Source organism: Hyunsoonleella sp. J2K-J805 (assembly GCF_057167125.1).
On sequence record NZ_CM169901.1, the window covers coordinates 2,714,466 to 2,731,303 of the forward strand.

The window sequence follows — 16,838 nt, forward strand, 5'->3', positions numbered from 1 at the left end:
AACGGTTGGTTGCAGGAAAATGGTTTTTTTAAGAAATAGTAAAAAGTATTTATAAAATATTATGGATCAATTATTAGACAACTTTTCGCTTGATTTATTCGTAAAACAAACTGTTTTATTCATTGTGCTTATTTTCCTTATGGTAAAATTTGCATGGAAACCAATTCTTAATGCATTAAACGACCGTGAAGAAGGTATTAAAGATGCATTAGATTCTGCTGAGAAAGCAAAACTAGAAATGGAAAACCTTCAAGCCGATAACAATAAATTATTGAAAGAAGCTAGAGCAGAGCGTGAAGCTATGTTAAAAGAGGCAAGAGACTTGAAGAACAAAATGATTGAAGATGCCAAAGGTGAAGCGCAAGCAGAAGCTGCTAAGTTAATTGCTCAAGCACAGGCAAGTATTCAAAGTGAAAAGAAAGCAGCAATTGCTGATTTAAAATCTCAAGTGGCTAATTTATCTATAAATATTGCTGAAAAAGTAGTACAAGATGAATTATCAAATAAAGGAAAGCAAGAAAAGTTGGTAGAGTCTTTGTTAGAAGACGCAACTTTAAATTAATAAAGTACTATGGTAGGAACAAGAGCAGCTATACGATACGCAAAAGCATTATTAAGTTTAGCCATTTCTGAAAAGAAAGCAGATAAGGTTGATGATGACATGAAGCTTATTGCTAGTACTATTTCGGAAAACGAAGAGTTAAGCAATATACTTAGTAATCCTGTTGTTAAGATAGATGCTAAAAAATCGGCTTTATTAGCAATATTTCCGAATCTGAACAAGATAACTCAAGGTCTTTTTGATCTTTTGATTACAAACAAGAGAATTGATATTTTAGGTAATGTTGCTGTAAACTATAGTGTGTTATTTGATGCACATAACGGTAAAGAAACCGCACAAGTAACTACTGCTGTTCCTTTAACTAAAGACTTAGAGAAAAAAGTTTTGGCTAAAGTTAAAGAGCTTACTAGTAAAACAGTAGAGTTAGAAAGTATTATAGATGAAATCATCATCGGTGGTTTCATTTTAAGAGTTGGAGATAAACAATTTGATGCGAGTATCTCTAACAAATTAAATAAGTTAAAAAGAGAATTTATATTAAATTAAAATAAGATGGCAGAAGTAAAACCAGCTGAAGTATCAGCAATCTTAAAAAAGCAACTTGAAGGTTTTGAAGCCTCAGCTTCTTTAAATGAAGTAGGAACTGTACTTACAGTAGGTGATGGTATTGTACGTGCTTATGGGTTATCTAACGCACAGTATGGTGAGTTAGTAGAATTTGATGGCGGATTAGAAGGTATTGTACTTAACCTTGAAGAAGATAACGTTGGTATTGTATTATTAGGTGCTTCAATAGGTGTTAGAGAAGGCTCTACAGTAAAACGTACAGGGCGTATTGCTTCCATTAATGTTGGAGAAGGTATTGTTGGTCGTGTAGTTGATACTTTAGGAAACCCTATTGATGGTAAAGGTGCAATTTCTGGAGATACTTACGAAATGCCATTAGAGCGTAAAGCGCCAGGTGTTATTTTCCGTGAGCCAGTAACTGAGCCATTACAAACAGGTATTAAGTCTATTGATGCAATGATTCCTGTAGGTCGTGGACAACGTGAGTTGGTTATTGGTGACCGTCAGACTGGTAAAACAACAGTTTGTATTGATACCATCTTAAATCAAAAAGAATTTTACGATGCAGGTGAGCCTGTATATTGTATATATGTTGCTGTAGGGCAAAAAGCATCTACGGTAGCAAACATTGCAAAAACTTTAGAAGATAGAGGAGCTTTAGCTTACACTACTATTGTAGCTGCAAACGCATCTGATCCTGCGCCAATGCAGGTATATGCTCCAATGGCAGGTGCTGCAATTGGTGAGTATTTTAGAGATACTGGTCGTCCGGCTTTAATCATTTATGATGATTTATCTAAGCAAGCGGTAGCGTATCGTGAGGTATCTTTATTATTAAGAAGACCACCAGGACGTGAAGCTTATCCAGGTGACGTTTTCTACTTACACTCTCGTTTATTAGAGCGTTCTGCAAAAGTAATCAACGATGATTCTATTGCTAAGGATATGAACGATTTACCAGATTCATTAAAACCTTTAGTAAAAGGAGGCGGTTCTTTAACAGCTTTACCAATTATCGAAACACAAGCAGGTGATGTATCAGCATATATTCCAACTAACGTAATTTCGATTACTGACGGACAGATATTCTTAGATGGTGATTTATTTAACTCTGGTGTGCGTCCAGCGATTAACGTAGGTATTTCTGTATCTCGTGTTGGTGGTAACGCTCAGATTAAATCCATGAAAAAAGTATCTGGTACATTAAAATTAGACCAAGCACAGTTCCGTGAATTAGAAGCGTTTGCTAAGTTTGGTTCAGATTTAGATGCTGTTACTTTAAATGTAATTGAAAAAGGTAAGCGTAATGTTGAAATCTTAAAACAAGCTCAAAATGATCCGTTTACTGTTGAGAATCAAATTGCAATTATTTATGCAGGTTCTAAAAACTTGTTGAGAGATGTTCCTGTAGATAAAGTAAAAGAATTTGAAAGAGATTTTATTGAATTCTTGAACGCTAAGCATAGAGATGTTTTAGACACTTTGAAGTCTGGAAAATTAACTGATGAGGTTACAGATACATTAACTGCTGTAGCTAAAGATTTATCAGGAAAGTATTAATATGATTGTCATTCCTGCGAAGGCAGGAATCTCATAATTTAAAGTCCAATTAAAATAGATTCCGTATCAACTACGGAATGACAAAAAGAGAGTATGGCGAATCTTAAAGAAATACGTAACAGAATATCATCAGTATCTTCAACGATGCAGATTACCAGTGCCATGAAAATGGTATCGGCTGCAAAGTTAAAGAAGGCACAGGATGCTATTACAGCAATGCGCCCTTATGCCGATAAGTTAACTGAGCTTTTACAAAGTTTAAGTGCAACTTTGGATGCTGATTCTGGAAGTAAATTCTCTACCCAACGTGAAGTCAATAAAGTGCTTATTGTTGCAATTACCTCAAACAGAGGTTTGGCAGGTGCTTTTAACTCAAATATCATTAAAGAAGTTAACCGATTAGCTTCAGATACTTATGCAAATCAAGAAGTGTCTTATGTTGCTATAGGCAAGAAAGCTAATGATGCTTTTAAGAAGACGGGTAAAGTTATTGCAAATCATAGTACAGTTTTTGATGATTTAACATTTGAAAATGTTGCAGCTATTGCTCAAGATTTGATGGAAAAGTTTGTTGAAGGTGAGTATGATAAAATTGAAATTGTTTACAACAAATTCAAAAATGCGGCTACACAAATTGTAATGACAGAGCAGTTTTTACCAATCGTTTCTGTTGAGGGTGATGCCAATACAAATGCTGATTATATTTTTGAACCAGGAAAAGCACAGATTGTAGAGCAATTAATTCCTAAATCTTTAAAAACTCAGTTGTATAAAGGTATAAGAGATTCTTTTGCCTCAGAACATGGTGCGCGTATGACGGCAATGCACAAGGCGACAGATAACGCTACTGAGTTAAGAGATCAATTGAAATTGACCTACAATAAAGCGCGTCAAGCAGCAATTACTAATGAAATCCTTGAAATTGTTGGTGGAGCAGAAGCTTTGAATAATTAAGAATCAAGTATTATTGTACTGAATTTATTTCAGCACATTAAAATATTTAACAAAGACCTAACTTTATTGAGTTAGGTTTTTTTGTTTTAAAAACCCTATTTTTAGCAGAACAAAACCCAACGATTGAGCGCATTTAAATCACTTTTCAAGCAAACATTTATTTATGGCTTAGCAACGGTGCTACCAAGAATGCTAACCTTTTTATTAACCCCACTTTACACGGAGGTAATGGCTGTAGGTGTTTATGGTAAAGTATCCATCATTTTTTCATGGTTTGCTATTTTTAATGTGATTCTGGCTTATGGAATGGAAACCGCATTTTTCCGTTTTTTTAATAAAGAAGACCATCAAGATAAAGTTGTTGGAACAGCAACACTGTCTATTGTTTTCACCTCATTGGCAATATTTATTTTAGCATTTTTATTTAAAAGTCAAATAGCAGAAATCACTAATATTGAGGCACATCATATTAGTTTTGTTATCTGGATTCTATTGCTTGATGCATTAGTAATTATCCCCTTTGCATGGTTAAGAGCCAATGCAAAACCCATGAAATATGCCACAATAAAAATCGCGAATGTTGCCATAAACATAGGTTTAAACCTGTTTTTCTTTTTACTGTTGGCAGGTTTAGCAGAACACAACGAGGTACTTGATTCAATTTATAAGACAGATTTTGAAATAAACTATGTATTAATAGCAAACCTAATTGCAAGTGGCGTTACCCTTATTTTGATGTTTTCGTTCTATGGTAAAATCAAATATATATTCGACTCAAAATTATGGCAACAAATGCTGCGATATGCGTTTCCTGTATTAATAGCAGGACTAGCTTATACAACCATAGAAACCTTTAACCGTATTTTATTAGAGAGTAGTTTATCAACAGCTGAAAACCCAGAAGAAGAAGTTGGAATGTTCTCAGCTTGTTACAAATTAGCATTGTTTATGACATTGTTTGCCACTGCATTTCGATTGGGTATAGAACCTTATTTTTTTAGTCATGCAAAAGCAAAAAACCCACAAAAGAATTATGCCAGAATTTTAGAATACTTTGTAATTTTTGGTTCAGGGATTTTATTAACTGTTGTGGTATTTTCAGATATTTTAAAAGTTATTATTATAAGAGATGAGGAATTCTGGGAAGCTATGTGGATTGTACCGATTATCCTTATCGCCAGTTTTTGTCTAGGGATTTATCACAACCTTTCCGTATGGTATAAAATAACGGATAGAACAAAATTTGGCGCCTATATATCGGTTGTTGGGGCTATAATTACTTTAGCTTTAAATATATGGCTCATCCCTATTATTAGTTATAAAGGCTCCGCCATTGCTACTTTAGCCGCTTATGGCACGATGGTCTTATTATCGTACTACTTTGGCAGGAAATATTATCCTATTCCTTACAATATTAAGAAGATAGGTGTGTATTTATTGGTTTCCATAGGGTCTTCGGTAGTGTATTTCTATCAATTTAGAGCCAATTATGTTGTTGGAATTTCTTTGTTAGTTGTATTTTTGGGAATCGTTTATTTTTCAGAGAGGGACGAGTTAAAACAATTACTAAAAGGATAACATGAAAATTAAAATCATAAACAAATCCAGACACGATTTACCAAATTATGAAACGATTGCTTCGGCGGGTATGGATTTGCGAGCAAGTTTAACAGAATCTAGAATATTAAAACCTTTAGAACGTACTATTGTTGGCACAGGTTTATTCATAGAGTTGCCTGTTGGTTTAGAGGCTCAAGTGCGTCCTAGAAGTGGGTTGGCAGCCAAAAAAGGGATTACAGTATTGAATGCTCCAGGAACTATTGATGCAGACTACAGAGGAGAGGTGGGTGTGATTTTGGTTAATCTATCAAATGAGGATTTTACTATAAATAATGGAGAGCGCATCGCACAATTAGTTGTAGCTAAGCATGAACGAGCAGAATGGGAAGAGGTTGAAGTACTGTCTTCAACAGATAGAGGCGAAGGCGGATTTGGAAGTACTGGTTTTAAGTGATTGATGAATTACGATTAACGATTTTTGATTTCAGAATAATAAATATTTGTGAATTCGTGGAGAAACGAATAAACAATTAAACACATAAACGAATCAACTTTTAAAAAATGAAAATAATAGTACCAATGGCAGGCAGAGGATCTCGCCTTCGCCCACATAGTTTAACAGTACCAAAACCATTAATACCAGTTGCGGGTCAACCCATAGTGCATCGATTGGTTAAGGACATTGCCAAAGTTTTAAAGCAACCTATGGAAGAAATAGCTTTTGTTTTAGGAGACCCAGCATGGTTTGGTGATGATGTGGTAACAAGTTTAGAGGATTTGGCAAAGAGTTTAGGCGCAAAAGCTTCTATTTACCGTCAAGATAAGCCTCTAGGTACAGGACATGCCATTATGTGTGCTAAACCATCACTGTCAGGGCCTGCGGTAATTGCGTATGCTGACACTTTGATTAGAGCCGAGTTTGATTTAGATCCTGAAGCTGATAGTGTAATTTGGACGAAGCAGGTTGAGAATCCAGAGGCTTATGGTGTTGTGAAGCTTAATAGTAATGATGAAATTGTGGAGTTGGTAGAGAAACCAGAAAGCTTCGTTAGCGATCAAGCAGTAATCGGTATCTATTATTTTAAGGATGTTGCCGTTTTAAAAGGGAAACTACAAGAAATTTTAGACGAGAACGTTATGAATGGTGGTGAATACCAAATTAACGATGGTATTAAACGTATGATGGCGGATGGCAAAATATTTAAAACAGGAACCGTTGATGAATGGATGGATTGTGGTAACAAAGCGATTACAATAGAAACCAATCAACGTATGTTAGGGTTTTTGCAAGCTGATGGAGATGAGCAATTAGTGGCGTCTTCGGCGAAATTGACAAATTCTAATATTATTGAGCCTTGTTTTATAGGAGAAAATGTTGTGCTTAACAACTCTTCAATAGGACCTTATGTTTCCATTGGAAATGGCACTGTTATTGAAGATTCAAATATTAAAAATAGCTTAATTCAAAACCATACAACCATTAAAAACGCTAATTTAGATAAGGCAATGATAGGAAACCATGTGAAATATGATGGTGGTTTTACAGAAATAAGCATTGGTGATTATTCTGTTTTGGAGTAGATACATTCCTGCGAAAGCAGGAATCTCTAAGCAGGTAACACTAACTAAAGATTTAAGCTAGGTGTTGGCAGATGGTTGCGTTAGGGATTGTGCTTCGAGAACCTCAGCAACCAAAGCAGTATTTTGATGCTCCCCGACGCAGGAGGGGTTGAGTATTGAAAGTCCGACAGAAGTGATCCTGCAAGGTTTTGAAAACCTTGTAAGTATGAACGAAGGGTAACCCGCCTACCGGCAGGCAGGCGGCCAAAAAACAAGTAATGCATAAATTAGTTTACATACTTTTTTTCTTCGGAATGTTAACTATTCCAATAACTTCTCATGCGCAAGTTGATTTTAATAAAACGCCCGATGATGATTTAGGAGTTGTTGAAGACGAATTTCAAGAGTTGTTCTTTGAAGCCCTAAAACAAAAGGGTATAGAGAATTATGATAGAGCCGTAGAAGCACTTTTAAAATGCATTACACTTGATAAATCGCCTGCAGTTTTGTATTTTGAATTAGGTAAAAACTATATGCTTTTAAAGAATTTTGGGGCTGCAGAGGATGCACTTAAGGAAGCGGTGGCTAAAGCACCAGATAACGAATGGTATTTGGATGAATTGTATGGATATTATGTGTCTCAAAACGATTTGAAAAATGCACTCAAAACGGTGCAACAGTTGGTGAGCTACCATCCAGATTACAAAGAGGATTTGGCAACTTTGTATATAAAAATGGAAAAGTATGATGAAGCTCTTGAAATTTTAGATGAATTGGATGCGTCTTTTGGTATTTCGACAGCTCGCGATATAATGAGGAATAGAATTTACAAAGCTACTGGACGTGCCAAGGAACAAATAGAGAACTTGGAGTCTAGAGTTGATAAAAACCCAAAAAACGAGGCGAATTATTTGGCATTAATTTATCGCTACAGTGAGCAAGGAGAGAAAGAAAAGGCGTTTGAAACCGCACAGGAATTACTTCAGATAAAGCCAAATTCGCAAGTAGTACATTTGGCGCTTTACAAATTTTATTTAGATAAAAATAATACGGAAGAAGCTATTAATTCAATGAAAATTGTGGTGCAAAGCAATGCTATAAAACCTGATGCGAAATTAAAAGTACTATCGGATTTTGTAAATTTTGTAAAGCTAAATCCGCAATACGAGAAAGATTTGGTTGAAGCTACATCATTATTAGATGGAGGATCTGATGCAAAAACCTTGACAGACTTAGGACAATATTATCTACAAAAAGGCGACAAGGAAAATGCTTTGAAGCATTTTGAAGAAGCCTTAAAATTGGATAGTGATAGCTTTAGTATCCTAAAAAATGTGATGTTATTACATATTGATTTAAAGCAATTTGAAATCGCAAAAGCAAAAAGTGAAGCGGCTATTTTAAAATATCCTGCACAACCCTTGTGTTATTTAATACATGGTGTGGCATTAAACGCATTGCAAAAGCCCAAAGAGGCAGTGGTATCTTTGGAGTCTGGATTAGATTGGATAGTAGATGATAATGCCATGGAAGCCGACTTTTATAATCAATTGGCTAGAGCCTTCGAAATCATGAACAATACTACAAAAGCAAAAACGTTTAGGGATAAGGCAAATGCACTAAAATCTTAATAGAATGATTTTATGAGACCTCAAATATTAAAATACAAACATCTTATTACCTTACTTTGTCTAGCGCTTTTTTTAGCGCTTTCAGGTTGTAAGTCCTCAAAAACTGTTACAGTTGGCGACAGTAATTTAAAGTTAAATGCTAAGCAACTCATTAAAGAAAATTCTAAGAAATCTCCAGATTTTAAGACATTACAGTCTAAATTAAAAATCACATATTCCGAAGGTGATAAAACCCAATCGCACACGGTAAGCTATCGTATGGAAAAGGATAAAGTGCTTTGGATGAGTGCCACTTTTGGTGTTATTAGAGCAAAAATAACACCAGAGGTCGTAGCGTTTTACAACAAGTTGGATAACACCTATTTTGAAGGTGATTTTGAGTATTTCAGTAAGTTGCTAGGGACAGATTTAGATTTTGAAAAAGTGCAAAATATCATTTTAGGTGAAGCTTTGTTCAATTTGGAGGATGAAAACTATAGGCTTTCACTTCATGAAGGGAATTATTTACTGCAGCCGAAAAACCAACGTGAATTATTTGAAATATTTTTTCATTTAAACCCATCATTTTTTAAAGTAACAAGGCAAGAAATAAGTCAAATTAAAGAACGAAGACAATTATTAATAGATTATTTATCACATCAGGAGGTAGCAAATCAATTAATACCAGAGCATGTAAAAGTTATTGCTGTAGAGGGCACAGATGAAATGATTGCTGAGTTGGAGTTTAAATCGGTATCCCTAAACGAGGACTTAAGATTTCCTTTTAAAATTCCCTCAGGTTTTAAAAAGATAGACCTATAATGCATTACCAAAGGCATATCATCCTAATTATTTTTTTGATACTTCTGCCCTGTAGTTATAGTATCTATGCTCAAAGCAATAAGCAAAAGCAGCTAGAAACACGCCGTCAGGAACTTCGCAGGGAAATTCAAAAAATAAATGCATTACGCACAGAGAATAAGTCTAAAGAAAAGTCGCAATTGTCTTTAATAGAGGATTTCAACTATAAAATAAGTGTATTGAACAACTTGATTAAGGTTACCAATCAACAGGCGAATTTATTAACTAGGGAAATAAATAATAACCAAAAACAAATTAGTAACCTTCGTGACGAATTAAAATTATTAAAGGACGACTATGCAGCTATGATTGTAAAGTCCTATAAAAGCCGAAACCAGCAAAGTCGTATCATGTTTCTTCTATCCTCAAACGATTTTAAGCAGGCTTACAAGCGCTTGCAGTACATGAAGCAGTACACAAATCATCAAAAAGAACAAGGTGAAACCATTAAAGCAAAAACAGCCCAATTACAGCAGATAAACAAAGACTTATTGGTGCAAAAGGAGGAGAAGCAAAAACTAATTACCGAAAACAAAAAAACACAAAGAACACTAGAAAAAGAGCGAGCCCAACACCGCACTATAATGATGTCTATCCGTAAAGATCTAAGTAAGTATACCGCTCAAATAAAATCTAAACAACGGGAAGCTGCTAGAATAGATAGAGAAATACAACGTATTGTTAGGGCGGAAATAGCCAAATCTAATAAAACGACAACGGCATCAAGCAACAGTACAAGTTTTGCGCTAACGGCCGAAGAAAAAGTGCTAGCTAGTAATTTTGTATCCAACAAAGGCAAGTTGCCTTGGCCTGTAGAAAAAGGCTTTGTAAAGGCGCGTTATGGTAAGCAACCTTCTTTGATAGATAGGTCGTTAACCGTGCAACGTAATGGTGTTTTAATTACCACCGAAAAGCAGGCCAAAGCCCGTGTAGTATTTAATGGTACGGTCATTAAAGTTACGGCTATTCGCAATTCCAACCCTATGGTAATGATTAAGCATGGTAACTACATAACGGTGTATAAAAACCTCTCTAAAGTTTACGTAAAGGAAGGCGATAATCTAAAAACTAAAGATGTTATTGGTGAAGTATCTACTAATGTTGAGGGCGATACCATCCTAAGCTTCTCTATTTTTAAGGATGCCCAAACACAGAATCCTGCAAGTTGGATTTATAGGATGTAATTTAACCTGCAAGGTTTTGAAACCCTTGTAGGTTTTTTGAATAAAAAATATGTAAAGGCCTCAATCATACCTTCAAGGTAAAAAAAAGACCCTGCAGGATAAGTTCCTGTTTTAAACTCTAGTAATCACATAGCCACGTCTCGTCTTCCTGTAATGGTTTCCATTCCAAAAATAATAACGTTTACCCTTTAAGGTTACAACTTTGTAATGTCTAGGAGGTGTTTTTATGATGGTTACTGAAGCAGGTTTTGTTACCACTCTTGTGGCGCATGATGATAAGCTCATCATACAAATCGCTGAAAACAAAATAACAAAAGTTCTCATAGCATTAAGATTTTGGGTTCTTTAATCAAAAAATAATTCCTCGACGCTCTGCGTCGGGGTTTCCGTTGAAATTGTCATTCCCGTGAAAACGGGAATCTAAATACAGAATTTCGGTTTTTGACCTTTTGAAGTCAAAATAAAATGATTAAAACATCCTAAAGGTTTTATCTCGAGGATAGTGCGTTTTAAGAAATTCTTTAATAGCTATAAGACTTTGGTATTGTAAAAAGGTTTAATTCATCAGCGATTTGTCAATCTGAACTTGTTTCAGATTCTAAAGTATAAAAAGATGCTGAAACGAGTTCAGCATGACAAAAACTAAGGAATGTATTTTAATCAAACAGCGCCTTTAACTCAGTGGCATCGTTTGGTTTTATCTTTCCAGCTAACAATAAACTTAATTGTTTACGTCGCAATGCTGCATCAAAACGCTCTTTTTCAAGTTTGGTTTCAGGAGTAACTTCTGGTACTTTTACAGGGCGCCCTGTCTCATCAACAGCTACAAATGTGTAAATAGCTTCATTAGCTTTTGTTCTAGCGCCAGACTCTCTATCTTCCATCCATACATCAATATAAATTTCCATAGACGTATTAAACGCCCGAGAAACTTTAGCTTCAACAGTAACCACACTCCCCAAAGGTACTGCGCGATTAAACGCCACATGATTTACAGAAGCTGTTACCACAATACGTCTACTATGGCGTCTTGCAGCAATACTAGCTGCACGATCCATGCGTGCTAAAAGTTCACCACCAAATAAGTTATTTAAAGGGTTGGTTTCACTAGGTAAAACCATATCGGTCATTGTAGTTTTCGATTGTTCTGGAGTCTTTGCTTGCATCTTTATTTTTTGATGCTGCAAAGGTAAAGGGTTTTTCTCAATTTTAAACGAGACTGCTTTTATAAAACACACACTTAATTTTAAGCAGACAGTGTAATAAAATTACATTTTACGGGAAAACCGTAACCCATTTATCAAAAAACGTGAGAAATTACAAAAAAACTGTAAAAACCCTTGTAGGGTTATTTTTTTTTTTTGATATTTGTTGTACATATTTACTTAAAAACATGTAGCTAAAAACATGACATTTGTCATGTTTTTAAAAAACCTCTAATTAAGTATTAATAAAACTAAAGTATGCTCAGTACTAATCTTAAAACATATTGCCTATGGTATAGAGAATAAGTTACTTAATTAGAGGAGTATATTTCAACTTTTGGTAATAAAAAATGCCTCTGCAGAACTAATAAAAGATTTTTAAGACTTGCCAAAAGTACAATTTTAATACAAAAAATATGAATTTTAATAATAAAATAGGCTTTATTTTAAGCCTTACATTTGGTTTTATCTTTATGTTTACATCTTGTAACAAAGATACCACCGAAATTATAGAACAAGAAGAAGTAGACATTGATGCAGCTATTTATTGATTACAGGTTAAGTAAAAGCGCCAAAAATACCATTTTAAAGAAAGGATTTAAAGGTGCGCAAATAGCTGTTTTTAAAGATGAAGCAAGTTATGAAAGTTATAATACTAAACTAAAAACAGATGTTGAAGCATGGGACGATACTTTTCTAGACCAATGGAAACATTTAGATGATGAAGCATTAAACGCCAAAGAGGAAGAACTTAATTTTGATAGTGAAAAACCTTTAACCGACTTTGAAAAAAGCATAGGACTCTATTCCTTAAGACAACAATATTTGGCAGCAGAGGAGGCTTGGTTAGATAATGATGAATTAGACCCTAATACCGATCCGGATAATGATCCAATTTATGATTTTGATAATGATGAAATGGCAGTTTTAAATACGTTAGCCGAGGTTCAAATTGGTAAAACGATAATAAAAAAGCTTAGTAAAGAGGAAGTAGACTTGGTTAACAAGGAGTTAGAGAAACCTTTAGACAGGGAAGAAAGCAACACATTAGTAATTAAAGAAGCTGATTATAATGCGCTTATTAAATTTAATAATGGAGATGCGTCGGTCGTAAATGATGATAATGTTTCTGTAAACAATCCTCCTGCAGCTCTTAGTTGTAAATATGGTAAAACTAAAAGGCGATATATAGATACCGCTCCAGGCAAACGTATAAGGGCTGTTATTAAAGTACCACAGCCAAAATTTGGTTGGAACGGAAAAGTTAAATCAAAAATCAAATCTTTGAAGAAAAGAAGGAGACGTGGTTGGAAAAAATGGAGAACAAGAATTGATGTTGGGGCAAAGGGTATGGTTTATGATACCAATTGTAATGGAGATTATGATTCTTTTTATATTGATAATCAATGGAGGGGAGATAAAAGAAGAAAGAAAAGAGTTTACACCTGGCGAAACCCATATTGGGCAAGCCATATTGTTGAAAATGGTGGTATGAAAGGACTTTACAAACAAAACGGAGTTATCAAAGAATTAGCTTTAACATGGTAAAATATCCCATTATTAATTTGAAAATGACTATGAGTATTTTACTCATAGTTATTTTTTCAAGCGAAATGTTGAAGGCTCAAAATGCCGAGAACTTGTTTACAGAACACTTCAAACTAGGCCCTTTAGTCCAATATAATATTTGGAAAGGGGCAGATGTTACTCCAACCAATAATGAAAATTTCAGCTACAAAATACCTAAGAGCAGTTTGTTTTCTCTGGGCTTAGCATATAATTTTATACAAAAACGTAATTGGAATTTTAAAGCAGAATTACAGTTACAATGGTTTAGTGACTATGATGAGGCCGTACTACTAGCACCAGAAAACCCTTTTGGGAGAAATCGTGGTATATTTTCGCGTACGGAGCACGATAAATTAGGTTATTTACCCCTAACAGCTGAGTATATATTTTTTAGTAAAGGAAGAATTAGTTTAGGCGCAGGAGCTGGTCTAGGCCTAAGTTATTATTGGCACTACGATATAAGTGGCTCTAGTGGTTTCTCAACAAATGATGTGGTATTGTTTGAGGCTTTTGAACGTGAGAACTATCAATTATTCTATTTAAGCAACCACTTACAGGCTAGTGCGTACATAAGGTTTAAATCTTTTATGGTACAATTTGGTGTTATTTTCAAGAAAAGTTATGCCCCATTTAAGGAAGGGTTTTATGAGTTTAAAAACCTATCAAGTTCAGACGATTTTCGAGGAGAATTTAAGCGTTCAGGAGATTTTATAGGTTTTTCTTTAAGTATTTATCCTAAACGTTTTAAGAAAAAATGAAAACAATAATTAGTTTAATTTTTACATTATATGGGTTATTTTCCATAGCCCAACAAGAGGGTTCAAATATTTTAAAGCACAACTACAGCCTCTTTAAATCTGGTTACAACCTACGTAAACCACTCACACAAAACATCAACCTAAACACAGGAGCCTATATGGCAAACTACGGTGCTTTTAACCAACTTGAACTGCCTTTGTTAGTAGAATTTAGTATAACTAAAAAATGGGTGCTTGCTATAGGCACAGAGTTTAGCAGCGTTACAAATTACACTACAGATTTGTTACAACCATCACAAAATGGTTTTAAACGTATTGATGTTTCAGGGTTTTTAGGTACGTCTTATCAATTTTCTGAAACTACTTCAGGACAGCTCTCTTTAAAATATTCTATTAGAAGTACAAATACTGTAACAAACCCAAACTTTGATTTAGATACTCCTATGCGGTTTAATTTTGGGTTAAAATTTTAGATCGTGTGATTTTAAACTAATTAGAGCAAGTAGAACTAATCCAGCTTCTGTACTAGCAACCACGCATCTTTGCTATGCGATTTTTTAATGCTTTTCAATGTTTTTAAAGCCTCTAACCTGCCTTCATAACTAGCATAAACCACTTGATGCAAACCATAACGGTTAGCACCTATTTTTCTGGCACTAAAACCTTCCGCTTTTAATTGTGCCACTTTTTTATCGCAATTGTCTTCTACTCTAAAAGCACCTGCCACAATATGATAATTACCAGTTTGTTTGGTAACGTTTAATGTTATTGCAGGAAGTGGGTTCAAACTAAACGTAGCCTTTTGTATAGTGCTATCCAGTTTTTGTTTAGCCTGTGCTTCGGCCATCATATTGTGTTCCTCAATTTGGCCTACATAATACTTTGAAGCCATTACACCACCCAATGTTAAAGCTATTAATGCCACAGCAGCATATTTTAAATAACCTCTATTGGTTGCTGAGCCTGTCGAAGTACGTTTTTCTGTCGTAATAGTAATTGGTGTTTTCTCTTCAATGGCTTCAACGGTTTCTTTGTAAACCTCTCTTGTAATAGTTTCAGATTCTACTTGAGATAGCCCGAATGCATCAGTTAGATAATTCAAACTATACGAAGGTTCAAAAACTATTTTACCTTCATTATTGAAAATGATTTCACCTATGTTGTTAAACGTTATGGTTTCTCCTTGTGTGAGGTAAGATTTAAGGATTTTTACACGTTTTTTTATTTTTTTTACTGCAACTTCAAAAGGTATTTTTTCAACATCAGCAATATAGCGCGCCAACATCCCATCGTTATTTTGAATTTGCTCATTAAAAGCGATGACTTTTCTTGGCGGAAAGAATGCATTTGCACCTTCGTTTATGGTGGCTGACTGACGTTCCGTTAAAAATGCACCAAAATCTGGTACAATCACACATTCATATCGGTATAATAAATCGCTTATAAAGGTTTCTAGTTGCATAAGGCAAATTTAAAAAAATATGGTTTTTATGAAATTTTAAGAGTAACTATTTATTAACAATGAACTCGTGTAGACTTTTTTGATTGAAGCGAAAAATAAAGATTTTTTGTCCAGTTAAGGCATTTTTTCGTTGCATAGCCTTAGTTACGGAACTAAAAAATAACGAAAAATGGGCAAAAAAGATTATTTTGGAGCCAGTTATAAAAAACCTAGACGAGTTCAATAAAAATTGTGTTTCTTGCACTTGTAATTTACACGTTATAAATGACTGAAAACGATTTGCTCTATACCCTTGCACTGCAACATGTAAACAATGTTGGCGATATTACGGCTAAAAGATTGATTTCGCATTGTGGTTCTGCTGAAGCTGTTTTAAAAGAAAAGAAAGCGCGCCTATTAAAAATTGACGGTATAGGCGAGCAGGTATTAAGAGGGTTATTTGATGCCAGTCATTTATCTGCAGCCGAACAGGAAATAAATTTTATAAATGAAAATGGGATAAAAGTATCTTACTTTGAAGGTAACGATTACCCCGAACGTTTAAAACATTGTATCGATGGACCTATTTTGTTATTCCAAACAGGAAACATTAATCTAAATCAAAGACATATTATCAGTATTGTTGGTACTCGAAAAATTACAGTAAATGGTATAGCGCTTTGCGAAAAGCTAATGGAGACTCTTGTACCATATAATCCAATAATTGTATCTGGATTTGCCTATGGTACTGATATTACGGCGCATAAATTGGCCATAAAACATAATTTGCAAACTATTGGATGTTTAGCGCACGGACTTAACCAAATTTACCCTAAGGGTCATAAAAAATATATGGCAGATATGGAGAAGAATGGAGGATTCTTCTCTGATTTCTGGAGCACATCAGAATTTGACAGAAAGAATTTCTTAAAGCGAAACCGCATTATTGCTGGTGTTAGTGAAGCCACTATTGTAGTTGAATCAGCAGAAAGAGGTGGAAGTTTAGTTACCGCAGATATTGCCCATTCCTATAACCGTGATGTTTTTGCGGTTCCTGGGCGCACTACCGATCAATTTAGTATTGGGTGCAACAACCTTATTAAATATCAAAAGGCACATATGATGACCACACCATTAGATGTGCCGTATATATTGGGCTGGGAACTGGATGCTTCGACAAGCTCAGAAACCAAACCTGTTGTGCAAAAACAATTGTTTGTTGAGTTGGATAATACTGAAAAGCTTATTTACGATTATTTAAAAGACAACGAAAAATCACAACTAGACATGATTGCTTTAGGGTGCTACTTACCCATTTTTAAAACTGCAGGTATTTTATTGAATATGGAATTAAAAGGTGTGGTACGACCTTTACCAGGGAAGTTGTTTGAGGTGATTTGAGGTAATACAATGCATAACTTAAAAGATAAATCTCGGAATTTACTAG

At 34.7% G+C, this 16,838-nt stretch carries 17 protein-coding genes; 14 read left to right on the top strand and 3 right to left on the bottom strand.

The window, feature by feature from the left end; all coding sequences use genetic code 11:
- Positions 1 to 61: 61 nt before the first annotated feature.
- From AC1B0Z_RS12100 to AC1B0Z_RS12145, 10 genes are all read left to right on the top strand, one after another.
- Positions 62 to 562: a F0F1 ATP synthase subunit B gene (locus AC1B0Z_RS12100; protein ID WP_483792303.1), complete on the top strand. Its 501-nt coding sequence runs from the start codon at positions 62 to 64 to the stop codon at positions 560 to 562.
- Positions 563 to 571: 9 nt separating this feature from the next.
- Positions 572 to 1,108 carry an ATP synthase F1 subunit delta gene (gene atpH, locus AC1B0Z_RS12105; protein ID WP_483792304.1) on the top strand — a complete coding sequence of 179 codons (537 nt, stop codon included), beginning with the start codon at positions 572 to 574 and terminating at the stop codon, positions 1,106 to 1,108.
- Between the two features lie 6 nt (positions 1,109 to 1,114).
- Positions 1,115 to 2,689, top strand: a complete 1,575-nt coding sequence (gene atpA, locus AC1B0Z_RS12110; RefSeq protein ID WP_483792305.1) for a F0F1 ATP synthase subunit alpha — start codon at positions 1,115 to 1,117, stop codon at positions 2,687 to 2,689.
- A gap of 93 nt (positions 2,690 to 2,782) precedes the next feature.
- Positions 2,783 to 3,643: an ATP synthase F1 subunit gamma gene (gene atpG, locus AC1B0Z_RS12115; RefSeq protein WP_483792306.1), complete on the top strand. Its 861-nt coding sequence runs from the start codon at positions 2,783 to 2,785 to the stop codon at positions 3,641 to 3,643.
- Between the two features lie 123 nt (positions 3,644 to 3,766).
- Positions 3,767 to 5,221: a lipopolysaccharide biosynthesis protein gene (locus AC1B0Z_RS12120; protein WP_483792307.1), complete on the top strand. Its 1,455-nt coding sequence runs from the start codon at positions 3,767 to 3,769 to the stop codon at positions 5,219 to 5,221.
- 1 nt (position 5,222) lies between these two features.
- Positions 5,223 to 5,657, top strand: coding sequence for a dUTP diphosphatase (gene dut / locus AC1B0Z_RS12125; RefSeq protein ID WP_483792308.1), 435 nt, complete (start codon positions 5,223 to 5,225; stop codon positions 5,655 to 5,657).
- 107 nt (positions 5,658 to 5,764) lie between these two features.
- Positions 5,765 to 6,784: a sugar nucleotidyltransferase gene (locus AC1B0Z_RS12130; RefSeq protein WP_483792309.1), complete on the top strand. Its 1,020-nt coding sequence runs from the start codon at positions 5,765 to 5,767 to the stop codon at positions 6,782 to 6,784.
- A 257-nt stretch (positions 6,785 to 7,041) separates the two neighbouring features.
- A complete protein-coding gene (locus tag AC1B0Z_RS12135) occupies positions 7,042 to 8,394 on the top strand; it encodes a tetratricopeptide repeat protein (protein ID WP_483792310.1) in 1,353 nt (450 codons plus the stop codon).
- Positions 8,395 to 8,406: 12 nt separating this feature from the next.
- Positions 8,407 to 9,195 (top strand): lipoprotein insertase outer membrane protein LolB1, encoded by a 789-nt coding sequence (gene lolB1, locus AC1B0Z_RS12140; RefSeq protein WP_483792311.1) that lies wholly within the window; start codon positions 8,407 to 8,409, stop codon positions 9,193 to 9,195.
- Positions 9,195 to 10,418 carry a murein hydrolase activator EnvC family protein gene (locus AC1B0Z_RS12145; RefSeq protein ID WP_483792312.1) on the top strand — a complete coding sequence of 408 codons (1,224 nt, stop codon included), beginning with the start codon at positions 9,195 to 9,197 and terminating at the stop codon, positions 10,416 to 10,418. The genes lolB1 and AC1B0Z_RS12145 overlap by 1 nt, the downstream gene beginning before the upstream one ends.
- Before the next feature lie 111 nt (positions 10,419 to 10,529).
- Here the strand turns inward: AC1B0Z_RS12145 and AC1B0Z_RS12150 are convergent, their stop codons facing one another.
- Positions 10,530 to 10,742, bottom strand: a complete 213-nt coding sequence (locus tag AC1B0Z_RS12150) for a DUF6515 family protein (protein ID WP_483792313.1) — start codon at positions 10,740 to 10,742, stop codon at positions 10,530 to 10,532.
- A gap of 332 nt (positions 10,743 to 11,074) precedes the next feature.
- A complete protein-coding gene (locus AC1B0Z_RS12155) occupies positions 11,075 to 11,584 on the bottom strand; it encodes an acyl-CoA thioesterase (RefSeq protein ID WP_483792314.1) in 510 nt (169 codons plus the stop codon).
- 573 nt (positions 11,585 to 12,157) lie between these two features.
- Here AC1B0Z_RS12155 and AC1B0Z_RS12160 point away from each other — a divergent pair.
- Genes AC1B0Z_RS12160 through AC1B0Z_RS12170 form a run of 3 tightly spaced genes read left to right on the top strand, consistent with a single transcriptional unit; the run spans position 12,158 to position 14,423 of the window.
- On the top strand, positions 12,158 to 13,171 hold the full coding sequence (locus tag AC1B0Z_RS12160; RefSeq protein WP_483792315.1) for a hypothetical protein: 1,014 nt from the start codon (positions 12,158 to 12,160) through the stop codon (positions 13,169 to 13,171).
- Between the two features lie 29 nt (positions 13,172 to 13,200).
- Positions 13,201 to 13,950, top strand: a complete 750-nt coding sequence (locus AC1B0Z_RS12165; protein WP_483792316.1) for a hypothetical protein — start codon at positions 13,201 to 13,203, stop codon at positions 13,948 to 13,950.
- Positions 13,947 to 14,423 carry a hypothetical protein gene (locus AC1B0Z_RS12170; RefSeq protein ID WP_483792317.1) on the top strand — a complete coding sequence of 159 codons (477 nt, stop codon included), beginning with the start codon at positions 13,947 to 13,949 and terminating at the stop codon, positions 14,421 to 14,423. The genes AC1B0Z_RS12165 and AC1B0Z_RS12170 overlap by 4 nt, the downstream gene beginning before the upstream one ends.
- 35 nt (positions 14,424 to 14,458) lie before the next feature.
- Here AC1B0Z_RS12170 and AC1B0Z_RS12175 read toward each other — a convergent pair whose 3' ends face one another.
- Positions 14,459 to 15,412, bottom strand: coding sequence for an HU domain-containing protein (locus tag AC1B0Z_RS12175; protein ID WP_483792318.1), 954 nt, complete (start codon positions 15,410 to 15,412; stop codon positions 14,459 to 14,461).
- Positions 15,413 to 15,676: 264 nt separating this feature from the next.
- Here AC1B0Z_RS12175 and dprA point away from each other — a divergent pair, with 264 nt between their 5' ends.
- On the top strand, positions 15,677 to 16,792 hold the full coding sequence (gene dprA, locus AC1B0Z_RS12180; protein ID WP_483792319.1) for a DNA-processing protein DprA: 1,116 nt from the start codon (positions 15,677 to 15,679) through the stop codon (positions 16,790 to 16,792).
- The last annotated feature ends 46 nt before the right edge of the window (positions 16,793 to 16,838 follow it).